The following is a 25,270-nucleotide window of genomic DNA, read 5'->3' as shown; positions in this document are numbered from 1 at the left end:
GCTCACGCCTCAGGCAGGCTGCGGCGCAGCACCGACACATCGGCGTCTCCGAAGCCGGCCTGCATCAAAGCCTGCTCCTGTTCCTGCACGGCTTGGGTGATCGGCAAGTGCAGGCCAGCCTGCTGTGCTGCCTCGAGGGCAATGCTCAGATCCTTGTGGTGCAGCGCCAACTTGAAGCCCAGCGGGTAGTGGTCGTTGAGCATCGCGGTGGAGCGATGCTCAAGGGCCCAGGAGCCTGCGGCCCCATGGCGGAGGGCTTCAATCACGGCGGGCATCGGCAGTTGCAGGTGCTGCCCTAAGGCGATCGCTTCCGCCACTGCCGCATAGCTGCCGGCCACCAGCACCTGGTTGATGGCCTTCACCTGCTGTCCGCTGCCCACGGCCCCGAAATGGTGGATCGACCCACCGATCACCTCCAGCACGGGTCGGGCTCGCTCCAGATTGCTGATGTCGCCGCCGCAGAGCACGCTCAGTCGGCCGGCTTTCGCGCCTTCGGTTCCGCCGGTCACCGGGGCATCGATGAACTGCACCTCCCGCTCGGCGAGCCGATCAGCCATCGCTCGGGCGGTGGCCGGGCTGATGGTCGAGCAGTCGATCACCAGGCTTCCGGGGGCCAGTGCCGGCCCTGCGCCCTGCTCACCCCACAGCACCGACTCCACTGCGTCGTCGTCGCTGACGCACAGCAACAGCGCTTTGCAGCCGACCACGGCTGCCGCGGGAGCGCGGGCAGGGGTGGCGCCAACCAGGGATGCATCGGACTCGGCCGTACGGCTGCGGGTGTGAACGCGCAGGTCGTAGCCGGCGGCCTGCAGGTTGGCCGCCATGGGTAACCCCAGAGCCCCCAGGCCGATGCAGGCCAGGGAAGCCGGGGGCGTCAGGTCTGAGGTGAGCATGGGTTAAGGCCATCTGCGATCGATCCTGGCGGCCGGTGGGTCGGATTCCGTCACATCTCGCGCGCGGTTCAGTCAGATCTGGGCCGCTTGACCGCAGCAACCTGGGGGAGTTCTCCCCATTGGCTCGTCATGGTGCTCACCCATCGCTGGCGTAAGGCGCTGCTGATTCCTTGTGTGGCGTTTGCAGCGGCCACGCTGCAGCAGGGCATGGGGCCTGCCGATTCGGTGGCCGGGCAGCGTGATGGGACGCTCACTGATGCCCAGAAGCAGCAGTTGTTTCAGACCCGTCGCCGCTGGGAGCTCGACAGCTATGACCAACGCCTGGCCTTGCTCAATTCAGGACGGGACTGCACGGAGCGTGCACGCACGACCGACGCCTTCCGGGCTTGCAAGCAGGAGCAACGGCAAGCCTTGCGCCGCCTGTTCCGTGAGGGACAGCAGGTGATGAATGCGGAACGCCGTCGTCTGGGTCTGCCGTTGTTGCCGGAACGTCGATCACGCCGTTCCCAGGGATCCTTCGGGGGCGAGCCGCACTGGGGCTGATCCCATCAGTGCAAAGTTTGGAAGCCATCCGCCGCTGTTGCGTTGCCTTGATCAGCGTCTTTGCTCAGCCTGAGCGTTGAATCACGAGAGAAGGTGATGCCCAGTCGTGTTCGTGCTCTGGCCCTCACCGGCGTTATCGCTCTGGCCTCCGGCCTGTCCTCCTGCACCAGTGGACCTGGCACTCCTTTGGAGTCGAAGGCCGCGGCATCGTCGGTGATCGAGGACCCGCAGTGCGCCAGTGGCAACCGTGCTTACTTCGGTGACACCCACCTCCACACGGCCTTGTCGCCTGACGCCGGTCTGGCGGGCACCAAGCTGGGACTCGACGAGGCCTATCGCTTTGCCAGGGGTGAAACGGTCACCAGCAATTCCGGTCAGCAGGCGGCTTTGAAGCGACCGCTCGACTTTCTCGTGGTGGCCGATCATGCCGAAAACCTGGGCCTTGCTCAGGGCATGGAGAAGTCGGATCCTGAGCTGCTCAAATCACCCTTAGGCCAACAGCTCAACGACCTGTTGAAAGCAGGCAAGGGGTTGGAAGCCTTCAACTTGTTGGTCCAGAAGATGGGTGGTGGTCGCGACGCCCTGATCTCCAATGACGCTTACATGCGCAGCGTCTGGGAATACAACACCGAGGTGGCGGAGCGATACAACGCTCCTGGCAAGTTCAGCACCTTGATTGGCTACGAGTGGACCAGCCAACCTGGCGGCGGCAATCTCCACCGGGTGGTCGTCTTCCGCGACAACAAGGCACTGGCGGATCAGATCCTGCCGTTCTCCGCTTTTGATTCCGAAGACGTGGAGGATCTCTGGGCCTTCATGAACTACTACGAGGAGAACACCGGTGGGCGGGTGCTGGCCATCCCCCACAACGGCAACCTCTCCAGCGGCACCATGTTCCTGCCGCGTCATCAAAAAACCGGCGAGCCGATTGATGCCGATTACGCCCGGATGCGCCATCGCTTTGAGCCGCTGGTGGAGGTGACGCAGGCCAAGGGCACCGGAGAGACCCACCCGCTGCTGTCGCCGGAAGACGAGTTCGCTGGCTTCAACATTGTCGATCACACCAACCTGGGCGGCACCAAACCCATCACGCCGGACATGTACCCCTATGAGTACGCCCGTGCAGCCCTAAGGCAAGGTCTGCAGCTCGAGCAGCAGCTTGGCGTGAACCCGTTCAAGTTCGGGATGGTCGGCTCCACCGACTCCCACTCCAGCCTTCCCTCCACCGCTGAAGACAATTGGTGGGGCAAGGCTCCGATGCTGGAGCCCAGCCCCGAGCGTTGGAAAGACGTCCTGATCAAGTCCGCGAAGGATGCCTCCCTCGACCTCACCGCCCTGCAGCTGGGGGCGTCCGGTCTTGCTGGGGTCTGGGCTTCCGGCAACACCCGCACGGCCCTCTGGGATGCGATGGCGCGCAAGGAGGTGTTCGGCACCAGTGGCACCCGCCTCACCGTCCGTGTCTACGGCGGGTACGACTACACCGGTGAGGAGCTCAAGGCGGCGGACTGGGCCCAGCAGGTCTGTGCCGATGGGGTGCCGATGGGTGGTGATCTGATGGCGGCCAGCGAGGGTCAGATTCCCTCCTTGCTGGTGCAGGCCCGGAAGGATCCGGATGGCGCCAATCTCGATCGGATTCAGGTGGTCAAGGGCTGGCTGGATGCCGATGGCGAAACCCATGAACAGGTGTTCGATGTGTCGTGGAGTGATCCGGATCAGCGCATGCGTGGTGCCGACGGCAAGGTGCCATCGGTCGGTTCGAGCGTGAATGAGCGTGAGGCCACTTACACCAACACCATTGGCGCTCCGACCTTGACGGGCTACTGGAAGGATCCTGCGTTCGATCCCAGCCAGAAGGCGTTCTATTACGTCCGTGTCATCGAGATCCCCACACCGACCTGGCTCGCCTATGACCGCAAGAACTACAACCTCTACGACGAGATGCCTGCAACGGCTCCGTACACCAGTCAGGAGCGGGCTTACACCAGCCCGATCTGGTACAACCCCTCCTGATGTCCTGGCCTGATCGACTGCGCACGCTGGTTCAGGAACCGATCGTTCCATTTCTGATCGTGGGTGCTGGCCTGTTTGGTCTGCAGGGAGCCTTGGATGCGAAGGCTCCCAAGGGAGACACGCAGATCGTTGTCAGCAACGACCAAGCGGTGGCCATGGTCCAGGCGTTTGCACGCACCTGGCAACGTCCCCCCTCGCAGGAGGAGCTGGAGCGGTTGTTCGATGAACACGTGCGCACGGAGGTGTTCGTGCGCGAGGCGATGGCCCTTGGGTTGGATCGCAACGACACGATCGTGCGTCGCCGGTTGCGTCAGAAAATGGAATTCGTCAGCCATGGCGAGCAGCCCCTGCCAACCCCCAGCGATCAGCAGCTGCAGGCCCATCTCGAGGCCCATCCGGAGCGTTTCAGCAGCGAGCCCCGCTTCAGCTTCCAGCAGGTGTTCCTTGATCCATCCCGCCGGGGTGAGCAGTTGACGCGTGATGCCGAGGCGTTGCTGGCTCAGCTCAACCAGGGTGATGCCGCAGCTGATCCGTCGTCCCTGGGGGACCCCCTGGCGATGGTCTCAGCCAGCAGGGAGGGCGAGAGCCGCAGTGAATTGCTGGCGCAGTTCGGCTCCACCTTCACCGACGCCCTGCAACAACAACCGAAGGGCCGCTGGGTCGGTCCGATCAGCTCGGCCTACGGCATTCATCTGGTGCGCGTGTCGTCCATCGTCCCCGCTGAACTCCCGCCCCTGGATCATGTGCGTGATGGCGTCTTGCGTGACTGGCAAGACGTGCAGCGGCAGGAGCATCAGGAGAGCTATTACCGCGATCTGCTGGCCCGTTACAGCGTGCGCGTGCCCCAGTTCTGACCATGGTGCGTCGCGTTCTGCTGCCCTTGCTGATGGTCGTGGCCCTGCTGATGCCGCGGTTGGTTGCAGCCCACGACCTGTTCCCTGGTTTTCTCGAATTGCAGGCCACAGGTGCCAGCACCTATCAGGTGCTCTGGAAGTTGCCGCTGCTGCAGGGGCAACGGCTACCAATCGCACCACGTTTCCCCGAAGACTGTGCCCTGCAGGGGGCACCCGACAGCCGTCAGGAGGCCACGGCCCTCGTCTACGAGGCCGAGCTCAGTTGCCGTCAGCCGTTGGAAGGTCGCGTGATCAGGATTGATGGGTTGGCCTCCGCCGGCACGGAGGTGCTGCTGCGGGTGCGCCCGTGGCAGACGGAAGCGCTGCAGACCCTGTTGATCCAACCGGAGCAGCCCGAAGCGGTCATTCCCACCGCCTCCGAGGCGGATCAGCAACCCGGCGTCTGGTCGTATCTGCGCCTGGGGATCGAGCACATCCTTCTGGGTGTCGACCACCTGCTGCTGCTGCTGGGTCTTGTGCTGATCGTGCGCGATGGATGGATGCTGCTGAAAACCGTCACGGCATTCACGCTCGCCAACAGCATCACCCTGTCGGTGTCTGCCATCGGCATCGTTCAGGTGCCCGCAGCACCACTGAATGCAGCCATCGCCTTGTCGATCCTGTTCATCGGCACGGAAGTGGTGCGGTTCATGCGTGGACAGACCAGTTTCACGCTCCGTCATCCCTGGGTGCTGGCCTGCGGTTTCGGGCTTTTGCACGGCTTCGGGTATGCCCGTGGGCTCGCGGAGCTGGGCTTGCCGCATCACGAACTGCTGCTGGCCCTGTTGCTGTTCAACGTGGGCATCGAGATCGGTCAAGACGTGTTTGTGGTGTTGGTGCTGGCGCTGGAGCGTGCGTTCCGACAGCTGCAGATCCGCTGGCCTCTTTGGGTCCGGCGCGTTCCCGCCTGGACCATCGGTTGTGCCGGTGCTTACTGGACGATTGAGACCACGGTGTCCCTGATCAAAGGAGGTGTTTGAAATGCGTTGGCGTTGGTTGCTGTTGGCTCTGCTGCTGTCATTGCTTCCCTCGGCTGCCTTGGCCCATGTGCCGGAGGGTGGAGCCGGCAGCGTGATGGCTGGCCTGCTTCATCCCGTGACCGGCATCGATCACGTGGTGGCGATGGTGGCCGTCGGCCTCTGGGGTGCGGTGTTGGGAGCGCCGGCAATCTGGCTGCTGCCCGTGGCCTTCCCGATGGTGATGGCCTTCGGTGGCCTGATGGGCCTGCTCGATCTGCCGTTGCCCGGCGTCGAGACCGGCATTGCCCTGTCGGCTCTGGTGCTGGGGGTGTTGGTGATGCTGCAGCAGCGCCTGCCGCTCGCGCTGGCTGCCGTGCTGGTGGGTCTGTTTGCCTTGTTTCACGGTTATGCCCACGGCGTGGAGCTTCCGGATGGTGCTGATGCGTTGCTGTTCAGCCTGGCCTTCGTTGCTGCCACCGGTTTGCTCCATCTGGTGGGAATCGGCCTGGGTGAAGCGCGGCGTCTGGCCTGGGGGCATCGCCTGCTGCAGGTGGTCGGTGCCGTGATCGCAGTGGTTGGGGTCTGGTCGTTGATCCAGGTGGGAGCCGCGTGATGCCCCTGTTGTTTGCGCACCTGATGCAGACCGGTTTCGGTGGCTTCTACGACGGCATCGCGCACCTGTTCCTGACGCCATCGGATCTGTTGCTGGTGCTGGGTCTGGCGTTGCTCGCCGGTCAGCAGGGTCCTCAGGGAGGTCGCCTGCTGCTGACGCTGCTGCCGTTGAGCTGGTGGATCGGGCTTGCGATCGGTCAGCGTTGGGGCCTGGATCTCACGCTGGCGTTGCTCTCCACTGTGCTGTTCACCGCGGTGGGTGTGCTGGTGGCGTTGTCACTGCGCCTGTCGGTGCAGCTGCTCGCCTTCACGGTGGCTGGCTCCGGTCTGCTCTTTGGTCTGATCAACGGGTTCACGATGCCCTCCGCATCGAGCGGGTTGCCCCTGGATGTGTTGGGGGTGGTCAGTGCCGTGGCGGTGTTGTCGGTGTTGATCAGTGCTCAGGTGGCGGCAACCCACAGCACTGGTTTTCGCATGGCGGTGCGTGTGGCTGGCAGTTGGATCGCTGCCGCAGGGCTGCTGTCGCTCGGCCTGTTGCTTAAAGCCTGATCAACTTCAAAGCCTGATCAACACACGACCGCCCAGCAAAAAGCCGCCCTTTGAAGGAGCGGCTGAATCGGTTGAGGATTCGGGCGGTGTGACGCCGCCATGCGGCCGGTGATCAGGCGGCGTCGAGGGCGGCCACGCCAGGCAGCACCTTGCCTTCCAGCAGTTCGAGGCTGGCACCACCGCCGGTGGAGATGTGGGACATCTTCTCGGCCAGGCCAGCCTTCTCAACGGCTGCGACGGAGTCACCACCGCCGATGATCGTGCAGCAGCCCTTGGCGCTCAGGTCGGCCAGGGTGGTGGCGATGGCGTTGGTGCCGGCGGCGAATTTGTCGAACTCGAAAACACCCATGGGGCCGTTCCAGATCACGGTCTGACAATCGGCCAGGGCGTCCTGAAACACCTTGATGGAGTCGGGGCCGATGTCCAGGCCCATCCAGCCGTCGGGGATGGCGGTCACAGGCGCGGTCTGGCTGTTGGCGTCGGGGGCGAAGTTGTCGGCCAGCACAACGTCAGTGGGAAGCAGCAGTTCCACGCCTTTGGCTTTGGCCTTGGCCTCCAGCTCCTTGGCCAGTTCCAGCTTGTCTTCTTCCACCAGGCTCTTGCCGACGGCCAGGCCGCGAGCTTTGTAAAAGGTGAAGATCATGCCGCCGCCGACAAGGATCTTGTCGCACTTGTCCATCAGCGCTTCGAGCACGCCGATTTTGGAGCTCACCTTGGAGCCGCCCACGATGGCGGCCAGGGGGCGCTTGGGAGCGTCGATGGCACCCTGCAGATACTGAAGCTCCTTCTCCATCAGGAAGCCGCCGACGGAAGGCTTGAGGAACTTGGTCACGCCTTCGGTGGAGGCGTGGGCGCGGTGGGCGGCGCCGAAGGCGTCGTTCACATACACCTCAGCCAGGCTGGCCAGCTTTTCAGCGAAACCGGCTTCGTTCTTCTCTTCCTCTGCGAAGAAGCGCACGTTCTCCAGCAGCACCACGTCGCCGTCGGCCATGGCGCCCACCTTGGCTTCAGCGTCGGGGCCGATGCAGCTGTCGGTCTTGGCCACGGGCTTGCCCAGCAGTTCGCTCAGGCGTGCAGCCACAGGCGTGAGGCGCATGGCGTCGTTCACCTGGCCTTTGGGGCGACCGAAGTGGGCGGAGAGGATCACCTTGGCGCCCTTGCCGATCAGGTCGTTGATGGTGGGGAGGGCAGCGCGGATGCGGGTGTCGTCCGTGATCGCGCCGGCGTCATTCAGGGGCACGTTGAAGTCAACCCGCACGAGAACACGCTTTCCGCTGAGGTCGGCGCCGGAGAGGCTGGCCAGGGAACGCTTCGCCATAGGGTTGTGTCGTGCGGTAAGAAAACGCGGTGAGATTAATACGAGTTCTGCGGTCCCGGAGCTAGGACTGACAGCAGGGGCGTTGGCCGTAGGACTTGGACATGTTCGAGACCGTTTTGTTTCCCATTGACCAGAGCCGTCAGGCTCTGGAGACCGCAGGCAAGGCGTTAGAGCTTGCGCGCAGTCACAGCAGCCGGCTGGTGCTGCTCTCGGTGGTGCAGCCCGAACGCCCGGAAATGCACGACCACGAGGCGGTGGCCGCGTTGTTGTCGCAGACGCGGGAGCGTTTTGAACAGGCAGGGGTGGCCTGCGACGAGGTGGAGCGTGAGGGCAAGCCAGCCTTTGTGATCTGCGATGTGGCCGATGAGTTGAATGTGGATGTGATCGTGATGGGGACGCGCGGCGTGAAGCTTGAAGCCGAAGCCGGAAGCACCGCAGCGCGGGTGATTCAGCTCGCGCCCTGTCCAGTGCTGGTGGTGCCGTGAGTTCGCCGCCGATTCAGTGGTATCCGGGCCACATCGCCAAGGCGGAACAGCAGCTGCGCCGCAATCTCGACAAGGTGGATCTGGTGATTGAGGTGAGGGATGCGCGCATCCCTCTGGCCACCGGGCACCCCCACCTCAGTCGTTGGATCAAGGGCAAACAGCACCTGCTGGTGATCAACCGTCGCGACATGGTCACGGCTGACGCTCGCCTGGCCTGGGAGGCCTGGTTCAAGGCCAAGGGGCAACGCACGGTGTGGTGTGATGCCAAAGCCGGCACGGGGGTCAAGCAGGTGCAGCAGGCCGCGATCCGCGCTGGTGACCAGCTCAACGAACGGCGGCGTAACCGTGGCATGCGCCCCAGGCCGGTGCGGGCGCTCACCCTGGGATTTCCCAATGTGGGCAAGTCGGCGTTGATCAACCGATTGGTGAAGCAGAAGGTGGTGGCCAGCGCCCGACGCGCCGGGGTGACGCGCACGCTGCGCTGGGTGCGTCTCGGCCAGGATCTCGACCTGTTGGATGCACCGGGTGTGTTGCCTCCGCGTCTGGATGACCAGCAGGCGGCGCTGCATCTCGCCCTGTGTGATGACATCGGTCAGGCGGCCTACGACGGTGAGCTGGTGGCCCAGGCCTTTCTGCGTCAGCTCCGAGCGCTTGAGCCGGAGGGTGCATCCGGAGTGGCTCTTTCGGTGCTGGAAAAACGCTACGGCACGGCCCTGGCCGGAGCGACAGACGATCCAGCCCTCTGGCTCGAGGCGGTGGCGCAGCGCCACACCTCCTCCGATACGGCACGGATGGCGCAGCGGCTGCTGGATGACTTCCGCAAATCGGCTTTGGGCAGCATTGCCCTGGAGTTGCCTGCATGAGCCCTGCCTGGCGACGGCCGCCCCTGCCTGAGGAGACCTTCACTAATGGATTCGGGGAGGGAGAGGGCGAGCTTGTGAGCCTGACGTATCCCAAGCCGCTGCCGATGCGCTTGGACCGCTGGCTCGTCAGTCAGCGCTCGGAGCAAAGTCGTGCCCGGATTCAGAAATTCATCGATGCCGGTTACGTGCGGGTGAACGGCAAGACCGGCAAGGCGAAGACGCCACTGCGCACCGGTGATGAAGTGCAGCTGTGGATGCCTCCACCGGAACCGCTGCCTTATCTGAAACCAGAGCCGATGGATCTGGATGTGCTCTTTGAGGATGAGCACCTGATCGTGATCAATAAGCCGGCAGGCCTCACGGTGCATCCGGCGCCGGGCAACAAGGACGGCACCCTGGTGAACGGCCTGTTGCATCACTGTCCGGACCTGCCGGGGATCAGTGGCAAGCTGCGGCCGGGGATCGTGCATCGCCTGGACAAGGACACCACGGGCTGCATCGTGATCGCCAAGTCTCAGGAAGCGCTTGTGAAGCTGCAGGTGCAGATCCAGAAGCGCATCGCCTCACGGGAGTATCTGGCGGTGGTGCACGGGGTGCCTGCAGGAGACAGCGGCACGATCGTGGGGGCCATCGGCCGTCATCCCGCCGATCGCAAAAAATACGCCGTGGTCAGCGGTGAGAACGGGCGTTACGCCTGCACGCACTGGAGCTTGCAGGAACGACTTGGTGATTACTCGTTGCTGCGTTTCAAGCTCGACACGGGCCGAACCCATCAGATTCGTGTGCATTGCGCGCACATGAACCATCCGGTGGTGGGGGACCCCACCTATAGCCGTTGCCGCAAATTGCCCATTGAGCTGCCAGGACAGGCCCTGCATGCTTTTCAGCTGGGGCTGGATCACCCGATCACACGGGACCGGATGCTGTTTGAAGCTCCGGTCCCGCCGGTGATGGAGAAACTTTTGTCCGTCCTCAGGCGTCGCGCTGCGTGAGGCCTTACTGGCACAGCCAGATGCTGTTCAGCTTGACGTGGCTGCCGTCGTCTTCACTCCTGGCGATGGCATCGTTGGCCAGGACCTCAGATCACCGTCATGGCGCTGCCGTCGGCAACCAACAGAGCTTCGGTGAGTGGGATGTTGACGTTCTCCGTGATTCCTGTGAGCGCGTTGAAGCCCACCTGGATCGTCTGGCCAGCCGCCAGGGTCTGCCCCCAGTCGAGGCCTGAGACTTCGTAGAGGTATCCGCCATCCTCCAGAGCCTGAGTGTCCACGTTCACGCCCCAGGCTTCGCCATAGAAGCGATGGTCACTGGAGAACTGCACGCCCCAGTTCTCCACGGTTTGGTCGCTGGTGTTGGTCACCTCGAGGGATGCAGTCAGTCCTCCCCACCACAGTTGACCGCCAACCTCCACATCCACTCCGGTGACTGGGTCCGGATTGGTGGTGGATTCCGGGTTGGTGTCCACCCAGGGCTCCTCGTCGCTGACCTCGCCGTCACTGACCCCGGTTGGTGGGGGACTGTCAGGTTGAGGTTGGGTTGGTGGTGCAGGTGCGCCGGTCCCCAGACCATCGAGGTTGCTTTCGAGAGGGGCTCCCAGGGCAACCATGCTCTGGAAATAGTTGATCACTCTGTTATCGCTCACCTCCAGTGCCGGCCATTGCGGCCAATCGAAGGTGTCGTTCATGAATGGCTGGTTTTGATCCCAGCCGAGAACGGTCAGGTGATTGATGTCATGGGCGATGGCACCGCTTTCGATCGGGAGGAAGCCGTGGGTGCGGCCATGCATCCATCCGCCGTAGTGGGGCTCCATCTTGAGCGTGTTGATGAAGGCCTCCTGTAGGCCTTGGTTGATCAGAAAATCGGCGAAACCGTCATGGCTGACCTCCCGCACCATGGTCATCACCGCCTCGCTGCTGCCGAGGCGTGCGGTGCGTTGCAGATCGGCAAGCAGCTGGGGGCGATAGGAGTTGTCCGCGATCCAGCCGACCTTGGCGCCCTGCATGGCATACCAGAGTCCGACTCCAAGTAAATCGTTCCCCCAGGCCTGGGAATTGTTCGTGAGTCCTTCGGCGAAGGCCCACCGCCCAACATCGTCTAGGGCAACCGCCTCGAGCCCAGCAAAGGCACGCAGGCCGTTGTAGGCAACGAGTGCTTCCGTGGTGATGGGTGTCCGGCCGCCTACCAGTTCGTTGTGTTCGGAGTTGTGATTCGAGCCGTGAAAGCTTCCCCAGGCGGTGATGTCAATGAAATCGGAATCGGCGCTGCCGTGGTGCGTATGGCCGGCTGACGCGTGCTCGTGGTGGATGGTGTCCATGTCACAGGAATCCAGGCAGCCTTCAGTTCAACGGAGGCTGATGACTCACCCGTGACTGCCTGGGGTGGGTGATGTGACCGCGGGTGACCGTCAGGCTTCGGGCAAACGTGGACAGGCTTCGACCAGGGTCTGGGTGATCTGCGCCTGCGGCTGATGCAGCAGTCGGTCTCCTGGTCCTTCCTCCACCACATGCCCCCGATCCAGCACCAGCAGTCGGTGGCAGAAGCCGCTGGCGACGGACAGGTCATGGGTCACGAAGATCATGGCCAGCCCGAGTTCCTGTTGCAGTTGGCGCAGCAGCGCCAGCACTTCGGCCTGGATTTCAGCGTCCAGCATGCTCACGCTTTCATCGCAGATCAGCACCTTCGGTCCCAGGGCAAGGGCGCGTGCGATCGCCACCCGCTGTTGCTGTCCTCCTGACAGCTGCCGCGGCAATCGGTTCTGGAACCGTTCCGCTGGCGTCAGCCCCACGCGTTCCAGCAGGTCCCGGGCCTGACGGCGTGCTTCGGCCGGCGAGGCCAGCCCATGAATCAGCAGCGGATCGCCAATGGCTTCTGCCACGGTCATCGCTGGGTTGAGACAAGCAAGTGGGTCTTGAAACACCATCTGGATCGTTCGTCGTGCCTGGCGTTCTTCGCTCCCTTGCAGACGCAGCAGCGGTTGCCCCAGCAGCTTGACCTGTCCGCCACGGATGGGCGTCAGTCCCATCAGGGCTCGGCAGAGGGTGCTTTTCCCGCAACCGGAGCCCCCCACCACACCCAGGGTCTCGCCCGCCTGAAGCTGAAAGCTGATGCCGTCGACGGCTCTGAGCCAGTTGGGCCTCCAGGGCAGGCCCCCCAGGTTGTGCCAGCAGCGCAGTTCCTGCACATCCAGCACCACGTCGGCCTCTGGAGCCGCGGGTGTTTGGCTGCCCTCCCGTGCGCGTGCGGCAGAGAGCAGACGCTGACCCACCCTGGAGCTGGGATAGGTGAGAACCACATCGCTGCTGTTGATTTCGGCGACCTTGCCGCCGTCCATCACGGCCATTCGTTCACACCAGCGGTTGGCCATGGCCAGGTCGTGACTGATGAGCAGCAGCGCACTGCCCAGCTCGTCACAGAGGTCCCGCAGGACGGCCATCACCTGGCCGGCGACGGCCACATCCAGGCTTGTGGTGGGTTCATCCGCAATTACCAGCGGAGGGCGCAGGGCAATGGCTAGAGCAATGGCCAGTCGTTGGCGCATGCCGCCGCTGAACTCATGGGGATAGGCGCGGAAGCGGCCGGCGCCGATGCCCACCTGTTCCAGCAGTGTTTGGGCGCGATGGCGACGTTCCGATGGATTCATGTCCGGCCGGTGCGCGCGCAGGGTATCCAGCAGGTGATCCCCCACTGTCATCAAGGGATTGAGTCGTGTCATCGGGTCCTGGAACACCAGGCCGACGGACTCGCCGCGCAGGGATCGAAGCTCCGGCAGCGCCAGGCCGCGTGGATCGCATCCCATCAGGCTTAGATCTCCTGAGCATTGGCTGCCAGGGGGCAGGAGCTGAAGGGCAGCGCGGGCGATCGTGCTCTTGCCGCAGCCTGAGGGACCGACCAAGGCCAGTCGTTCTCCCGCCTGGAGGCGCAGGTCGAGGCCATCCAGCGTCCAGCTCTGGCTGCTCGGATAGCGCAGTCGGAAGTGGCTCATCTCCAGCACAGCGTCTGGTGCGGGACTCATCGCAGGAGAAGCGCAGGGGCTCACGGCTACATACCATGGATTCACTTGACCGGCTGGATGCTGAACGCCACCTCCGCGACGGCTGCATCGCAGGTTCCAGGAGGATCCGCAGCCCCCGCCTGCGGTTTAGTGGCGCTGAGGGACCGTCCCATCCGGTCCGCCGACGATTACGGAATCGAACTGCCGCCCTGGTTGCGGGAGTGCATCGACCATGTTCCGCCTGGGATTGGTCACAGTTGCCCGACGGATGCAGAGGCACTGCTGGCGGCGGCCTTTGATTTCGCGTTTCAGCTGCATGAGGGGCAATTCCGAGCCAGCGGTGATCCCTACATCGTTCATCCGGTGGCGGTGGCTGACTTGCTGCGGGATATCGGTGCCAGCGCCAGTGTGATTGCGGCGGGCTTTCTGCACGATGTGGTGGAAGACACCGATGTCACGCCGGAACAGCTGGAGAGCCACTTCGGCCCTGAGGTGCGCGAGCTGGTGGAGGGTGTGACCAAGCTTGGCGGAATTCACTTCACCACCCGCACCGAGGCCCAGGCGGAAAACCTGCGCAAGATGTTCTTGGCAATGGCCAGTGACATCCGCGTGGTGTTGGTCAAACTCGCCGACCGTTTGCACAACATGCGAACACTCGGGGCGCTGCGGGAAGAAAAACGTCAGCGCATTGCGCGTGAAACCCGAGAGATCTATGCCCCCCTTGCCAATCGTCTTGGCATCGGTCGTTTCAAGTGGGAACTCGAGGACCTCTCCTTCAAGCTGCTGGAGCCGGATGCGTTTCGCGAGATTCAGCAAGAGGTGGCCACCAAGCGCAGTGAGCGCGAGCAGCGTTTGGGTGTCACCGTTCAGCTGCTCAGTGATCGCCTCTCCGCCGTTGGGCTCGAGAACTGCGAGGTGAGCGGTCGGCCGAAGCATCTCTATGGCATCTGGACCAAGATGGAACGCCAGCAGAAGGCGTTCCACGAGATCTACGACGTGGCTGCCCTGCGCATCCTGACGCCAAGCGTTGAGGCCTGTTATAGGGCTCTGGCCGTGGTGCATGACACCTTCCGTCCGATTCCCGGGCGCTTCAAGGACTACATCGGTCTGCCGAAACCCAACGGCTATCAGTCGTTGCACACGGCTGTGATTGGCCGTCATCGCCCGATCGAAGTGCAGATCCGCACGCTCGATATGCACCGCGTGGCGGAATTCGGCATCGCGGCCCACTGGAAATACAAAGAGGGCGGCTCACCGGCTGCGGGTGGCGACACCGAGCGGTTCAACTGGCTCCGTCAGCTGGTTGATTGGCAACAGGAAGGCGGTGCCGACGATCACAACGATTACTTGGCGTCCATCAAGGAAGACCTCTTTGACGAGGAGGTGTTCGTGTTCACTCCCAAAGGGGAAGTGGTCGGCCTGCGCAAGGGATCCACGGCAGTGGATTTCGCCTATCGGATTCACTCCGAAGTGGGCAATCACTGCCATGGCGTTCGCATCAACGATCGCCTGTCGCCCCTCTCAACACCCCTGCAGAACGGCGACTTCGTCAACATTCTCACCAGCAAGACGGCGCATCCCAGTCTTGATTGGCTCAACTTCGTAGGCACTCCCACGGCGCGCAATCGCATTCGTCAGTGGTACAAGCGCAGCCATCGCGATGAAACGATTCAGCGGGGCAAGGATCTGCTGGAGCGGGAGCTGGGGCGCAGCGGCTTCGACTCTCTGCTGAACAGCGAGGCGATGACGCGCGTCGCCGAGCGCTGCAATCTGCAGAGCACGGAGGATCTGCTTGCGGCTCTTGGTTTCGGTGCCGTGACGCTCCATCAGGTGCTCAACCGTTTGCGCGAGGAGATTCGCCTGCAGACGGCTGCCGAAGAGGAGCCGCTCACCAATGAAGATGTCGCCCGTCAGCTCGTTGAGCAAGCTGAAAGCGGCACTCCCCGATCCGGCGCTGAACAGGACGAACCGATCCTCGGCGTTGAAGGTCTTGACTACCGCCTCGGCGGCTGTTGCAGCCCCTTGCCGGGTGAAGCAATCGTCGGCACCGTCGCCCTCGGCAACCACGGCATCACCGTGCATCGTCAGGATTGCTCCAATGTGGAGGCGATTCCCAGCGAACGGCGATTGCCTGTGCGCTGGAACCCAGATGTTGCCACCCAAGGGCAGCGCTTCCCGGCGCAGCTCCGTATCGAGGTGATCGACCGGGTGGGGATCCTCAAAGACATCCTGATGCGCTTGTCCGATGGCCGCATCAACGTCAGCGATGCGCGCGTGAAGACCAGTCATGGCCGACCAGCTCGCATCGATCTCCGCCTCGAGCTCGCCAGTGCTGATCAACTGCAGCGCACAATGCACCAGATCCGTTCGATGGCTGATGTGATCGACATTGCGCGCAACTGCGGCAACTGACCGCTATGCCTTGCCTGTCAGCCATTGCGTTGCCGCTCAAGAGCTGCGTCGTTGCTGCCGCAGCCATCGCAGGCTCAGCCACCAGCCCAGTGCAGCGCAGATGGCCCCGGTGATGGTGGACCCCAACAGCAAGCGGCTGAGCACACTCCACCCCGTTGCACCGAAGCCCTCCTGGCGCAGGCTGTCCAGACCGGACCATTGACTTCCGGGGCCCAGGAACAAGGCCCCGATGCGGTAGTTGAACCAATACAGCGGCACGTAGGTGAAGGGATTGCTGATCCAGGTGCCAGCTGCTGCTAGCAGGTGATTGCCGCGCACCACGCTGGCCAACGTGATGCCCGCCAGGGTTTGCAGGCCAAAGATCGGAAAGCAGCCGCAGAAGATTCCGGCCGCGAGCCCCCGGGCTCTCTGGCCCGGTGTTCCCTCCTGCTCCCACAGCCACTGCAGCCCCTGTTGCAACCGCTTCCGCGTTCGACGCAGCATCCGGCCCCAAGAAGTGCTCAGTGGTCTTGGCCTCGAGAAATGGGATGTGATCGTAGGAAGGAGAAAGAAGGGGCCGCTGCGCCGCTGTGATGCAGGAGATCAACGGGGAGCGCCTAACGATTGCGGCTGTGGCAACGGCCGTGGCGCCCGGTCAGGGCGGCATTGCAGTGATTCGTCTGTCGGGTCCTCAGGCCCAGAACGCGGTGCGCGCGGTGACCTGCATCCCGGGGGATCAGCCCTGGGAGAGCCATCGCGTCTTGTACGGCCATGTGCTCGCCCAGGGAGGGACTGAGCGGATCGATGAAGTGCTGGTGTTGCTGATGCTGGCGCCGCGCAGCTTCACCGGTGAAGACGTGGTGGAGATCCACTGCCACGGCGGTGTGATGGCCGTCCAGCGCGTGCTGGAACAGGTGCTGGCTCAGCCCGGCGTTCGTCGCGCCCAGCCCGGGGAGTTCAGCCAGAGGGCGGTGCTCAATGGTCGTCTCGATCTCACCCGCGCCGAGGCGATCAGCGACCTGGTGGCCGCGCGCAGTCAGCGAGCCGCTCAGCTGGCGATGGCGGGCGTGGATGGTGGCGTGCAGCAGCGGATTGAAGCGCTGCGGCAACGGCTGCTCGACCAGCTCAGTGAACTGGAGGCCAGGGTGGATTTCGAAGAGGATCTTCCGCCCCTCGATGCGGTGGCGTTGCTGCAGGAGCTGCTGGATGTGCGACGTGCGCTGTTGCAGCTCGTGGAGGACGGGCAACGCAGTGTCGCTTTGCGCCAGGGGTTGCGGGTGGCACTGGTCGGTCGTCCCAATGTGGGCAAGAGCTCCTTGCTCAATCGCCTCAGTCGGCGCGAGCGAGCGATCGTGACCGATCTTCCCGGAACCACTCGCGATCTTTTGGAAAGCGAGATCGTGCTGGAGGGCGTGCCGATCACGCTGCTCGACACCGCGGGCATCCGCGCCACGCAGGATGCGGTGGAGCAGATGGGCATTGCTCGGAGCCACGATGCCTTGGTCAGCGCCGATCTGGTGGTGCTGCTTTTCGATCTGAGTGTCGGCTGGACGGCTGACGACGAAAGCTTGCGCCAGCTCATTCCCGCAGGGGTCCCCTGGTTGCGTGTTGGCAACAAGGCTGATCTGGTGGAAGGGGAGGGTTCGGCAGCTTCAGTGGCCGCAGACGATCGGCATGCCGATGTGCGCTTCAGTGCAGCCACCGGTGTTGGCGAGGCAGAGCTGGTGCAGGGCCTGTTGGAACGCTGCGGTGCGCTCACGGATGGCGCCTTGCTGGTGGCGCTCAATCAGCGCCAGGGTGATCTGGCGGCCGCGGCTGCAGATGCCTTGCAGCGCGGTGAGCAAGTGGCGGCCGATGGTTTGCCTTGGGATTTCTGGACGATTGATCTGCGTCAGGCGATCCACAGCCTTGGTGAAATCACGGGCGAAGAGCTCACCGAATCGGTTCTGGACCGGATCTTTTCCCGCTTCTGTATCGGCAAGTAGGGCTGACACCGTGACTTCCACATCTCAGCATGGGATGCCAAGACGTGGATTGCGTGATTGATTTCAACGTCGCGGTGCCCCTCGAACAGCGCCAAGTCATCGGGCAAGCCGGTTTGGCAGCGCTCCTGGCGATCGCCCGTTGTGACGGAGACCCCTCCCCTAGGGCCCTGGCGGCCATATGTGGGGTTCGCGATCACTTGCTTCGCATTGATGTGGCGCTGGAGTCGTTGCCTCTGATAACGCCGCAGATGTTGGCCGAGCAGGTGCGGGCGGCGAATTCTGATCCCCAGTGGCGTGAGCGGATCCTGCGTGGCATGACCTTGGTCGCCCTCTTCGATGGGGAGCCTTCGGCAAGGCAACTACAACTTCTGGAGCAAGCCGCTGCGGCGATGCAGGTTGACCCCGCCCCAGTGCGGACGTTTCAGCAGGTGATGGATCAGCGTCTGGGTCTGATTCGACTGGATATCGCGCGGCGCGGTTTCATGGGCTCTGCGGTGAAAGTCACCCTCCAGCAGGAGGGATTGCGTGGGGTCTTGGCAGTCGCGAGGGTTCTGCTGGCGCAAGGAGACCCTGTCATGGCTGAGCGCTATCAAGCCTTACGGGACTATCCGCCAGGCAGCTTTGGTCGGGCCTATGCCACGTTTATTGACCGCAATCACTTCGGCTTTCCTGGGGAGGTCGGTGGACCACCGCCGCCGGTGATGCACCACGACTGCTGTCACGTGCTGGGCGGTTACGGCACCACCGCTGCTGAAGAGGGCGCTGTGCTCGGTTTCCAGGCCGGATTTGAGCGCCTCGATCCCTTTTATGTCGTGTTGTTCGCTCTGGCTGAATTTGAGTTGGGGTTTGGGGCAACCCCCTTCATCCAAGGGGAGCGGCAGGCCTTGGATGTGGACCGATTGTTTGCGGGCATTGAGCATGGCACTTCGGTCACGGCGGATCTGATCGCTGGCATCAATCCCTGGGAGCATTTCGCCGATCCCCTTGATCAGGTGCGTGAACGCTTCAACGTGCGTCCTCGTGGCAGGGAGCCCGAATGGCCGCAATGAGCTGAGCCAAGCTGCCCATGGGTCCATCACGCTGAATTCAGAATGAGCGCCGCATCGCTGCCATTGACGCCAGCTCTTCAGCAACAACTGCGTGACTGGCTGCAGGAAGATCTTGGTCGCGGTGATCTCAGTGCCCCTGCCTTGCCCCCCGGTCGCTGCCGGGCGCATTGGATCAGCAAGGCGTCAGGGGTGTTTTGTGGCGGTTCGCTGCTGGATGTTGTGTTTCGGCTGCTCGATCCCGCTGCCAGCGTGCAGCTTTTGGTCGCCGATGGTGACCCGGTAAGCCCAGGGCAACGCCTGTTGAATCTGGAGGCCGAGGCGGCGGCGTTGGTGGCCGCAGAGCGCACGGCGCTGAATCTGGCGATGCGTCTGTCTGGCATCGCCACGGCCACGGCGGAACTGGTGAAGCAACTTCAGGGAAGCGGCGTGCGCCTTGCCGACACCCGCAAGACCACCCCAGGCTTGCGGGTGCTGGAGAAGTACGCCGTGCGCTGCGGCGGTGGTGTGAATCACCGCCTCGGCCTCGATGATGCCGCCATGCTCAAGGAGAACCATCTGGCCTGGTCCGGAGGCGTCGAGGCGGCGATCGCGGCCGTACGTGCTGCAGCTCCCTGGCCGGCTCAGGTGATTGTTGAGGCGGAAACCGAGACGGAAGCGATGGCGGCAGTGGCCGCCGGTGCCAATGGTGTGTTGCTCGACGAGTTTCGTCCTGAGGCGCTGAGCGAGCTCGTGCCTCGCTTGCGTCAGCTCGCCCTGCAGCGGCCTCAGCCAGGTGCGGTGGTGCTGGAGGCCTCCGGTATTCAGCCTTCCGAGTTGCAGGCTTATGCGGCCACCGGCATCGATCTGATTTCCACCAGTGCTCCGGTGACACGCAGTGCCTGGCTGGATCTGAGCATGCGCTTCAGTGCGGCGGGTCAGGACTGATGGCCGGGCGCTGCCCGTGCCGGGGGATGATCAGGCGGATTGCATTTCTCGCTGCTGTCCATGCTGCGCATCGCCAACGCCCTTGAAACCCAATTGCGTGGTGCCTTGCAACGGGCCTTCCCCGAGGCCTGGGCTGAGGCAGGGGAGGCTGGTTTGGATCCCCAGTTGGCGCCAGCGAGCAAGCCGGAATTCGGCGATTTCCAGGCCAATGGTGCCTTGCCCCTGGCCAAGCCGCTGAAGCAGGCGCCGCGCCAGATCGCGACGGCCATCGTGGAGCAGCTGCAAGCGGATGCGGCTTTCACCGAGTTGTGTCTGGACCCTCAGATCGCCGGGCCTGGCTTCATCAACCTCACGATCCGTCCAGAGCGGCTAGCCCAGGAGGTGTCGGCACGGCTGGGGGACGAACGGCTTGGTGTGCCGGCGGTGAGCAACGCGGCGCCGGTGGTGGTGGACTTCTCCAGTCCCAACATCGCCAAGGAGATGCATGTGGGGCACCTGCGCTCCACGATCATCGGTGACTCGTTGGCGCGGGTGCTGGAGTTCCGTGGGCACCCGGTGCTGCGGCTCAACCATGTGGGCGACTGGGGCACCCAGTTCGGGATGCTGATCACCCATCTCAAGCAGGTGGCTCCCGAAGCGCTCGACACCGCGGATGCCATCGACCTCGGTGACCTGGTGGCCTTTTACCGCGAGGCGAAGAAGCGCTTCGATGATGACGAGGCGTTCCAGACCACATCCCGCGAGGAGGTGGTGAAGCTGCAGGGTGGTGATCCTCTGTCGTTGAAGGCCTGGGGTCTCCTCTGCGATCAGTCGCGGCGCGAGTTCCAGAAGATCTACGACCGGCTCGACATTCGCCTCAGCGAACGTGGGGAGTCGTTCTACAACCCTTTCTTGCCGGCGGTGATCGATGGGCTGAAGCAGACGGGTTTGCTGGTCACCGATGACGGTGCGGAGTGCGTTTTCCTGGAGGGGGTCAGCGGCAAGGACGGAAAACCGCTACCGGTGATCGTTCAGAAGAGCGATGGTGGCTTCAATTACGCCACCACAGACCTGGCTGCGATTCGTTACCGGTTCGCAGAGGCCCCTGATGGCGATGCGGCCCGTCGGGTGATCTACGTGACCGATTCCGGTCAGGCCAATCACTTTGCAGGGGTGTTCCAGGTGGCCGAACGGGCTAGCTGGATCCCTGACGGCGCTCGCCTGGAGCACGTGCCCTTTGGATTGGTGCAAGGGGAAGACGGCAAGAAGCTCAAGACCCGCGCCGGTGACACCGTGCGTCTGCGGGATCTGCTCGATGAGGCCGTGGAACGTGCGGAGGCGGACCTGCGCTCGCGCCTCAAGGAGGAGGAGCGCAGCGAGCCGGAGGAGTTCATCCAGCACGTGGCCGGCACCGTGGGTTTGGCGGCGGTGAAATACGCCGACCTCAGCCAGAACCGGATCACCAATTATCAGTTCTCCTTCGATCGCATGTTGGCCCTCCAGGGCAACACCGCTCCCTATCTGCTCTACGCGGTGGTGCGCATTGCCGGGATCGCTCGCAAGGGTGGCGATCTCGATGTGGCGGCCGACCAACTCCAGTTCAGCGAGCCCCAGGAGTGGGCCCTGGTGCGGGAGCTGCTCAAGTTCGATGCCGTGATCGCCGAGGTGGAGGAGGAGCTGCTCCCCAACCGGTTGTGCAGCTATCTGTTCGAGCTCAGCCAGGTGTTCAACCGCTTCTACGACCAGGTGCCCGTACTCAAGGCTGACGCTGAGGCGCTGCCTTCGCGCCTGGCCCTCTGCCGTCTCACCGCCGACACGCTCAAGGCCGGCCTCGGCCTGCTCGGCATTGCCACGTTGGAGCGGATGTGAGCAGATCCGGCTTGCCCCGGCTGCTGCTGCTGGCCACGGGTGGCACCATTGCCGGCTGTGCAGCCGACAGCGCCACGCTGAACGACTACACCGCGGGCGTTTTTGGGGGCGATGCCCTGGTGGCGGCGGTGCCCCAGCTGCAGGGCCTTGCGGCGATCACTGTGGAGCAAGTCGCCAACGTCGACAGCGCCGACCTGCTGTTTGCGCACTGGCGTGCCTTGGTGCGGCGCATTCGCGCTGCCTTCGCGACAAACCCGGAGCTAGCCGGAGTGGTGATCACCCATGGCACCAACACCCTCGAGGAAACCGCCTGGTTGCTGCAGTTGCTCATTGATGACCGTCGACCGGTGGTGCTGGTGGGAGCGATGCGCCCGGCCACAGCTCTCAGTGCCGATGGGCCATTGAATCTGTTCCAGGCGGTGCATGTGGCAGTCAGCCCGGAGGCGCGTGGGCAGGGTGTGCTGGTGGTGATGGATGGCCAGATCCATGGCGCTCGCGATGTCACCAAGGTGGCCACCCAGGGGGTGGGGGCCTTCGCCAGTCCCGGCAGAGGGCCGTTGGGCTGGGTGGACGACGTTGGCGTTCATCTGCCAATGGCGAGCGGACCTCGGCATGTGCCCTTCGCTGGGCTCGATTTACCGGAGCAATGGCCCCAGGTGCCGATCGTTTACGGCTGCGTAGAGCCTGAGCCAATTGTGCTGAGCGCCTGTCTCAATGCCGGTGTTGCGGGCCTGGTGTTCACTGGCACTGGCGCCGGCCAGTTGTCAGCTGGCGAATGCCGTGTGTTGGAGGCATGGGCTAGCCCGCGGCCGCTGATGCTGCGGGCCAACCGCTGCGGGTCTGGGCCTGTGCATCTTGCTGAGCATGATGCCCAATTGGGCTTGCTCCCGGCTGGTGTGCTCAACCCCCAGAAAGCGCGTGTGTTGTTATCGCTCGCTGTGATGGCCGGGATGGATCGGGAGCAGTTGTTGGAACTCCTCCCAATCACGCGCCTTTAAGACGAACAGCTGTAGTGGGAGATGCCTCCGGCGCCAAAGAACTCCCGTGGTCGCAGTTGGTCGTAGCGATCAGCGAGTTCGGCTGAGAGCGGTTCATAGGGGTTGCGGAACACCGTCTGCAGTTCGCGCACCAGGCTGTAATCACCGTGAGCCGCCTGCTCATAGGCCGGGGCGATCAACCATTCGCGCCAGGTGATGGCGGGATTGGTATGTCGCATCGCAGCGGCGATCTCTTCGGGTTCGCCACTGCCACTCAGCTGCTGGTGCCAACGCCTCAGCCAGGCGTTCCATTGCGCCTCGAGCTCTGCATCGCTGGGTACGTAGAAGCCCCGCTTCAGCGGCGTGACCTCGTTGGGCAGGGATGCCAATTCACGGAAAACAATCGTGTAATCCGCCTTTGAGGCCACCATCAGCTGCAGCAGATCGCCGATCAGCTCCGGAGCCACGCTGGCCAGGCCGAGCTTGCGAGCCCACATGGCATCCAGTTCGGCCTTGATGGCTTCGCTGAAGGTTGCATGCAGTGCATCCAGTTCCGCTGTTTCGGTGGGGTAATCCTTCAGCAGCGTTTTGAGCGCTGACCAGAACATTCGGTAGTTGGTCTCCGCCGCTTTCGGTTGGTTGAAAAAGGAGAAATGAATTCCCCCGCCGGTCCAGGGCTGAAAGCGTGGGTCGAATAGTTCGCAGAAGCCGAACGGTCCGTAGTCGAGGGTGAAGCCGCCGGCGGCGCAGTTGTCGCTATTGAAGTTGCCCTGGCAATAGCCCACGCGCATCCAATGGCACACCAGGCTGATTAGGCGTTCCCGGAACAACCGCGCCAGCTGCACCACCTGCGCCGGGAACGGCAGGGCGCCATCAATCTCTTCTCTGTAATTCCGCTCGATCAGATGCTGCACGATCATCTCCAGCTCCTGATTGGCCTCAGGGTGCGCTTCGCTGCGGGCCCGTCGTGCGAACAGCTCCAGCTGACCCACCCGCAGGAACGATGGCGCCACTCGCGTGGTGATCGCCGCTGAATTGTCGACCAGGATGTCGGGGTCCATGGAGGGTGAGGCGCCCGAATACCAGGGGCGACGCACGGTCTCGTCGTGGGAGACGTAAAGCGTCAGGGAGCGGGACGTGGGAATCCCCAGGGCATGCATGAACTCCTGGGCCAGGAATTCGCGCACGCTCGACCGGAGCACAGCCCGACCATCAGCACCACGGCAATAGGGCGTCGGTCCGCCGCCCTTCAGCTGCATCTCCCAGCGCTGACCCTCAAACACCCCTTCAACCACGGAGATGGCGCGCCCATCGCCGTAGCCGTTGCCATTGCCGAAGGGGCACTGCTGCACGTATTCCGTGCCGTAGATCGACAAGGCGTAGCCAGTCGCCCAGCCATGGGGGCGCATCGGTTCGCTCATGTGGCTGAGCTCGCCGGAGAACACACTGCGGAAGTCGCCGTCGTGGACCAGGGTTTCGTCCAAGCCCAGCGCAGCGAAGAGCTCAGGGCTGTGGGCGATGTACTCGGGATTGGGAAGCGGTGTCGGCGTCACTGGCACGTAGTGGCCGGAACGCACTTGTCGTGCGCGGTGATCCTGTCCATCCGGAGTGGACTGCGGATCGGGCCGCAGTTGCCGCATCAGCGAGTAATCCACCTGCTGAGCGAACTCAGCGAAGCTGGAGGTGGTGGCTGGCGTCGATGCGCTGGAGCTGGCGGTCATCCGGCCGATTGCTGCAGTGCTTGCATCATCGGTGGGCACAGGCTGACGCTGCGCTCTGTTGGGTGGCTGTGAATAGTTTGGGGTGGTTCATCTCTTTGCCTTGCTTCGGCACCACCCTCCAGGAGATGCGATTCATCGCTGATGGCCATGCCTGAACCGATTCCTGCTCCCGAAGCTCGTCCCGATGTGGAACGCCTTCGGGGTTACAGCGCGCCTCTGGAGGGGCGCCGGGGTCTGCTGCGTCTCGACTTCAACGAGAACACCATTGGTCCCAGCCCTGCGGTCACGGAGGCGCTTCGCTCCTACCCGGCTGATCAGGTCGCGGTGTACCCGGAATATGACGGATTACGAGAGGCCTTAATCGCCAACCTGCAGGCCTCGCCAGCCGGGCTTGCCCATCCCCTGACCATCGACCAGGTGGGGCTCTTCAACGGTGTGGATGCTGCGATCCATGCGGTGATCCATGCCTACGGATCGGCCGGTGACACGCTGCTGACCACCAGTCCCACCTTCGGTTATTACGCCCCGTGTGCGGGTATGCAGGGGATGGCCATCGAGGCCCTGCCCCATGACCTTCCGGGTTTTCGCTTTCCGCTGGAGGCGATGCGCACGGCCCTGCAGCGCAGGCCAAAAATTTTGATGCTCTGCAACCCCAACAACCCCACGGGCACCCGTGTTCCCGCAGAGCAGGTGCTGGAGCTGGCCGCGGCGGCGCCAGGCACCCTGCTGGTGGTGGACGAGCTCTATGAGGCGTTCACCGGCGACAGTGTGCTGCCCAAGGTGGACTTCAATGTCCACGCCAATCTGCTGGTGCTGCGCTCCCTGGCCAAGACCGCCGGTCTCGCTGGTTTGCGCATGGGATTTGCCATCGGTGCCGCGGGGGTGGTCGACCGGGTCAGCCGGGTCACCGGTCCCTATGACGTCAACAGCCTGGCGGTAACAGCGGCGTTTGCAGCTCTGGGCGATCAGGACTACACCGATCACTATGTGGCTGAGGTGGCACGTGCTCGAGACTATCTCGTTTCGCAATTAACGCAATCTGGTGCCGTCTTCCATTGCGACGGTGGTAACTACTTGCTGGTCTGGCCGCGGCGATCGGCCGAAGCCGTGGAGCAGCAGCTGCGCAGCGCCGGCATCCTGGTGCGCGGCATGGCCGGCAAGCCACAGATTGATGGTGCGTTGCGTGTGAGCATCGGCACCCTCGAACAGATGCAGCGTTTCTGGACGACCTACGCGCAGCTCGAGAGCTGAGCGCTGCC

Annotated in this window: 22 protein-coding genes; 16 read left to right on the top strand and 6 right to left on the bottom strand. The window is 63.6% G+C overall.

Going from position 1 to position 25,270, the window contains the following annotated elements; all coding sequences use genetic code 11:
• Nucleotides 1-2 precede the first annotated feature (2 nt).
• Nucleotides 3-893: an NAD(P)-dependent oxidoreductase gene (locus tag SynNOUM97013_RS12455; RefSeq protein WP_186480058.1), complete on the bottom strand. Its 891-nt coding sequence runs from the start codon at nucleotides 891-893 to the stop codon at nucleotides 3-5.
• A gap of 87 nt (nucleotides 894-980) precedes the next feature.
• On the opposite strand from SynNOUM97013_RS12455, the gene SynNOUM97013_RS12450 reads away from it, so the two are divergent.
• The 6 genes from SynNOUM97013_RS12450 to SynNOUM97013_RS12425 all read left to right on the top strand — a co-directional run bounded on the left by SynNOUM97013_RS12450 (nucleotide 981) and on the right by SynNOUM97013_RS12425 (nucleotide 6,459).
• Nucleotides 981-1,436 (top strand): hypothetical protein, encoded by a 456-nt coding sequence (locus SynNOUM97013_RS12450; protein ID WP_255442797.1) that lies wholly within the window; start codon nucleotides 981-983, stop codon nucleotides 1,434-1,436.
• A gap of 96 nt (nucleotides 1,437-1,532) precedes the next feature.
• Nucleotides 1,533-3,446: a DUF3604 domain-containing protein gene (locus SynNOUM97013_RS12445; RefSeq protein WP_186480057.1), complete on the top strand. Its 1,914-nt coding sequence runs from the start codon at nucleotides 1,533-1,535 to the stop codon at nucleotides 3,444-3,446.
• Nucleotides 3,446-4,300, top strand: a complete 855-nt coding sequence (locus SynNOUM97013_RS12440) for a peptidyl-prolyl cis-trans isomerase (protein WP_186480056.1) — start codon at nucleotides 3,446-3,448, stop codon at nucleotides 4,298-4,300. The genes SynNOUM97013_RS12445 and SynNOUM97013_RS12440 overlap by 1 nt, the downstream gene beginning before the upstream one ends.
• Nucleotides 4,301-4,302: 2 nt before the next feature.
• Nucleotides 4,303-5,319, top strand: a complete 1,017-nt coding sequence (locus SynNOUM97013_RS12435; protein ID WP_255442796.1) for a HupE/UreJ family protein — start codon at nucleotides 4,303-4,305, stop codon at nucleotides 5,317-5,319.
• Between the two features lies 1 nt (nucleotide 5,320).
• Complete coding sequence (locus SynNOUM97013_RS12430) at nucleotides 5,321-5,911, top strand: HupE/UreJ family protein (RefSeq protein ID WP_186480055.1); 591 nt, start codon at nucleotides 5,321-5,323, stop codon at nucleotides 5,909-5,911.
• Entirely contained in the window at nucleotides 5,911-6,459 is a 549-nt protein-coding gene (locus SynNOUM97013_RS12425; RefSeq protein WP_186480054.1) for a HupE/UreJ family protein, read from the top strand. Before SynNOUM97013_RS12430 ends, SynNOUM97013_RS12425 begins: the two co-directional genes overlap by 1 nt.
• 112 nt (nucleotides 6,460-6,571) lie before the next feature.
• On the opposite strand, the gene pgk is transcribed toward SynNOUM97013_RS12425, so the two are convergent.
• Nucleotides 6,572-7,777, bottom strand: coding sequence for a phosphoglycerate kinase (gene pgk, locus SynNOUM97013_RS12420; protein ID WP_186480053.1), 1,206 nt, complete (start codon nucleotides 7,775-7,777; stop codon nucleotides 6,572-6,574).
• A 101-nt stretch (nucleotides 7,778-7,878) separates the two neighbouring features.
• Here pgk and SynNOUM97013_RS12415 point away from each other — a divergent pair, with 101 nt between their 5' ends.
• The 3 genes from SynNOUM97013_RS12415 to SynNOUM97013_RS12405 are packed head-to-tail and all read left to right on the top strand — an operon-like array spanning nucleotide 7,879 to nucleotide 10,117.
• Nucleotides 7,879-8,262, top strand: a complete 384-nt coding sequence (locus SynNOUM97013_RS12415) for a universal stress protein (RefSeq protein ID WP_186469550.1) — start codon at nucleotides 7,879-7,881, stop codon at nucleotides 8,260-8,262.
• Nucleotides 8,259-9,125, top strand: a complete 867-nt coding sequence (gene ylqF / locus SynNOUM97013_RS12410; protein ID WP_186480052.1) for a ribosome biogenesis GTPase YlqF — start codon at nucleotides 8,259-8,261, stop codon at nucleotides 9,123-9,125. Before SynNOUM97013_RS12415 ends, ylqF begins: the two co-directional genes overlap by 4 nt.
• Nucleotides 9,122-10,117 carry an RluA family pseudouridine synthase gene (locus tag SynNOUM97013_RS12405; RefSeq protein ID WP_186480051.1) on the top strand — a complete coding sequence of 332 codons (996 nt, stop codon included), beginning with the start codon at nucleotides 9,122-9,124 and terminating at the stop codon, nucleotides 10,115-10,117. Before ylqF ends, SynNOUM97013_RS12405 begins: the two co-directional genes overlap by 4 nt.
• An 86-nt stretch (nucleotides 10,118-10,203) precedes the next feature.
• Here SynNOUM97013_RS12405 and SynNOUM97013_RS12400 read toward each other — a convergent pair whose 3' ends face one another.
• Both SynNOUM97013_RS12400 and SynNOUM97013_RS12395 read right to left on the bottom strand, forming a co-directional pair.
• The gene (locus tag SynNOUM97013_RS12400; protein ID WP_186480050.1) at nucleotides 10,204-11,439 is read right to left on the bottom strand and encodes a cellulose binding domain-containing protein; all 1,236 of its coding nucleotides are present in this window, start codon (nucleotides 11,437-11,439) and stop codon (nucleotides 10,204-10,206) included.
• Nucleotides 11,440-11,529: 90 nt separating this feature from the next.
• A complete protein-coding gene (locus SynNOUM97013_RS12395) occupies nucleotides 11,530-13,137 on the bottom strand; it encodes an ABC transporter ATP-binding protein (protein ID WP_186480049.1) in 1,608 nt (535 codons plus the stop codon).
• Nucleotides 13,138-13,194: 57 nt separating this feature from the next.
• Between SynNOUM97013_RS12395 and SynNOUM97013_RS12390 the strand changes: the two genes are divergently transcribed.
• Complete coding sequence (locus tag SynNOUM97013_RS12390; protein WP_186480048.1) at nucleotides 13,195-15,528, top strand: bifunctional (p)ppGpp synthetase/guanosine-3',5'-bis(diphosphate) 3'-pyrophosphohydrolase; 2,334 nt, start codon at nucleotides 13,195-13,197, stop codon at nucleotides 15,526-15,528.
• Between the two features lie 36 nt (nucleotides 15,529-15,564).
• Here SynNOUM97013_RS12390 and SynNOUM97013_RS12385 read toward each other — a convergent pair whose 3' ends face one another.
• Nucleotides 15,565-16,011: a DUF2062 domain-containing protein gene (locus tag SynNOUM97013_RS12385; protein ID WP_186480047.1), complete on the bottom strand. Its 447-nt coding sequence runs from the start codon at nucleotides 16,009-16,011 to the stop codon at nucleotides 15,565-15,567.
• A gap of 89 nt (nucleotides 16,012-16,100) precedes the next feature.
• Here SynNOUM97013_RS12385 and mnmE point away from each other — a divergent pair, with 89 nt between their 5' ends.
• Genes mnmE through SynNOUM97013_RS12360 form a run of 5 tightly spaced genes read left to right on the top strand, consistent with a single transcriptional unit; the run spans nucleotide 16,101 to nucleotide 22,311 of the window.
• Nucleotides 16,101-17,492, top strand: a complete 1,392-nt coding sequence (gene mnmE / locus SynNOUM97013_RS12380) for a tRNA uridine-5-carboxymethylaminomethyl(34) synthesis GTPase MnmE (RefSeq protein ID WP_186480046.1) — start codon at nucleotides 16,101-16,103, stop codon at nucleotides 17,490-17,492.
• Nucleotides 17,493-17,521: 29 nt separating this feature from the next.
• Nucleotides 17,522-18,541: a TerB family tellurite resistance protein gene (locus SynNOUM97013_RS12375; RefSeq protein ID WP_186480045.1), complete on the top strand. Its 1,020-nt coding sequence runs from the start codon at nucleotides 17,522-17,524 to the stop codon at nucleotides 18,539-18,541.
• 42 nt (nucleotides 18,542-18,583) lie between these two features.
• Nucleotides 18,584-19,465, top strand: coding sequence for a carboxylating nicotinate-nucleotide diphosphorylase (nadC, locus tag SynNOUM97013_RS12370; RefSeq protein ID WP_186480044.1), 882 nt, complete (start codon nucleotides 18,584-18,586; stop codon nucleotides 19,463-19,465).
• 60 nt (nucleotides 19,466-19,525) lie between these two features.
• Nucleotides 19,526-21,313: an arginine--tRNA ligase gene (argS, locus tag SynNOUM97013_RS12365; protein WP_186481633.1), complete on the top strand. Its 1,788-nt coding sequence runs from the start codon at nucleotides 19,526-19,528 to the stop codon at nucleotides 21,311-21,313.
• 11 nt (nucleotides 21,314-21,324) lie between these two features.
• Nucleotides 21,325-22,311, top strand: coding sequence for an asparaginase (locus SynNOUM97013_RS12360; protein ID WP_186480043.1), 987 nt, complete (start codon nucleotides 21,325-21,327; stop codon nucleotides 22,309-22,311).
• Here SynNOUM97013_RS12360 and SynNOUM97013_RS12355 read toward each other — a convergent pair.
• Nucleotides 22,308-24,011, bottom strand: coding sequence for a protein adenylyltransferase SelO family protein (locus SynNOUM97013_RS12355; protein WP_186480042.1), 1,704 nt, complete (start codon nucleotides 24,009-24,011; stop codon nucleotides 22,308-22,310). The two genes, SynNOUM97013_RS12360 and SynNOUM97013_RS12355, sit on opposite strands and share 4 nt — an antisense overlap.
• A gap of 147 nt (nucleotides 24,012-24,158) precedes the next feature.
• Here SynNOUM97013_RS12355 and SynNOUM97013_RS12350 point away from each other — a divergent pair, with 147 nt between their 5' ends.
• A complete protein-coding gene (locus SynNOUM97013_RS12350; protein ID WP_370586479.1) occupies nucleotides 24,159-25,262 on the top strand; it encodes a histidinol-phosphate transaminase in 1,104 nt (367 codons plus the stop codon).
• The last annotated feature ends 8 nt before the right edge of the window (nucleotides 25,263-25,270 follow it).

Origin of the sequence: Synechococcus sp. NOUM97013 (assembly GCF_014279815.1) — a bacterium.
GTDB lineage: Bacteria > Cyanobacteriota > Cyanobacteriia > PCC-6307 > Cyanobiaceae > Synechococcus_C.
Note: the sequence above shows the minus strand (reverse complement) of the source record. Positions and strands in the feature narration are given on the sequence as shown.

What these genes read in the sequence shown, in the direction of transcription:
- SynNOUM97013_RS12455 (WP_186480058.1), bottom strand. Translation starts at nt 893, where the DNA reads ATGCTCACCTCAGACCTGACGCCCCCGGCTTCCCTGGCCTGCATCGGC.
- SynNOUM97013_RS12445 (WP_186480057.1), top strand. Translation starts at nt 1,533, where the DNA reads ATGCCCAGTCGTGTTCGTGCTCTGGCCCTCACCGGCGTTATCGCTCTG.
- SynNOUM97013_RS12440 (WP_186480056.1), top strand. Translation starts at nt 3,446, where the DNA reads ATGTCCTGGCCTGATCGACTGCGCACGCTGGTTCAGGAACCGATCGTT.
- SynNOUM97013_RS12435 (WP_255442796.1), top strand. Translation starts at nt 4,303, where the DNA reads ATGGTGCGTCGCGTTCTGCTGCCCTTGCTGATGGTCGTGGCCCTGCTG.
- SynNOUM97013_RS12430 (WP_186480055.1), top strand. Translation starts at nt 5,321, where the DNA reads ATGCGTTGGCGTTGGTTGCTGTTGGCTCTGCTGCTGTCATTGCTTCCC.
- SynNOUM97013_RS12425 (WP_186480054.1), top strand. Translation starts at nt 5,911, where the DNA reads ATGCCCCTGTTGTTTGCGCACCTGATGCAGACCGGTTTCGGTGGCTTC.
- pgk (WP_186480053.1), bottom strand. Translation starts at nt 7,777, where the DNA reads ATGGCGAAGCGTTCCCTGGCCAGCCTCTCCGGCGCCGACCTCAGCGGA.
- SynNOUM97013_RS12415 (WP_186469550.1), top strand. Translation starts at nt 7,879, where the DNA reads ATGTTCGAGACCGTTTTGTTTCCCATTGACCAGAGCCGTCAGGCTCTG.
- SynNOUM97013_RS12405 (WP_186480051.1), top strand. Translation starts at nt 9,122, where the DNA reads ATGAGCCCTGCCTGGCGACGGCCGCCCCTGCCTGAGGAGACCTTCACT.
- SynNOUM97013_RS12400 (WP_186480050.1), bottom strand. Translation starts at nt 11,439, where the DNA reads ATGGACACCATCCACCACGAGCACGCGTCAGCCGGCCATACGCACCAC.
- SynNOUM97013_RS12395 (WP_186480049.1), bottom strand. Translation starts at nt 13,137, where the DNA reads ATGAGTCCCGCACCAGACGCTGTGCTGGAGATGAGCCACTTCCGACTG.
- SynNOUM97013_RS12390 (WP_186480048.1), top strand. Translation starts at nt 13,195, where the DNA reads ATGCTGAACGCCACCTCCGCGACGGCTGCATCGCAGGTTCCAGGAGGA.
- SynNOUM97013_RS12385 (WP_186480047.1), bottom strand. Translation starts at nt 16,011, where the DNA reads ATGCTGCGTCGAACGCGGAAGCGGTTGCAACAGGGGCTGCAGTGGCTG.
- mnmE (WP_186480046.1), top strand. Translation starts at nt 16,101, where the DNA reads ATGCAGGAGATCAACGGGGAGCGCCTAACGATTGCGGCTGTGGCAACG.
- SynNOUM97013_RS12375 (WP_186480045.1), top strand. Translation starts at nt 17,522, where the DNA reads ATGGGATGCCAAGACGTGGATTGCGTGATTGATTTCAACGTCGCGGTG.
- nadC (WP_186480044.1), top strand. Translation starts at nt 18,584, where the DNA reads ATGAGCGCCGCATCGCTGCCATTGACGCCAGCTCTTCAGCAACAACTG.
- argS (WP_186481633.1), top strand. Translation starts at nt 19,526, where the DNA reads ATGCTGCGCATCGCCAACGCCCTTGAAACCCAATTGCGTGGTGCCTTG.
- SynNOUM97013_RS12355 (WP_186480042.1), bottom strand. Translation starts at nt 24,011, where the DNA reads ATGACCGCCAGCTCCAGCGCATCGACGCCAGCCACCACCTCCAGCTTC.
- SynNOUM97013_RS12350 (WP_370586479.1), top strand. Translation starts at nt 24,159, where the DNA reads ATGCCTGAACCGATTCCTGCTCCCGAAGCTCGTCCCGATGTGGAACGC.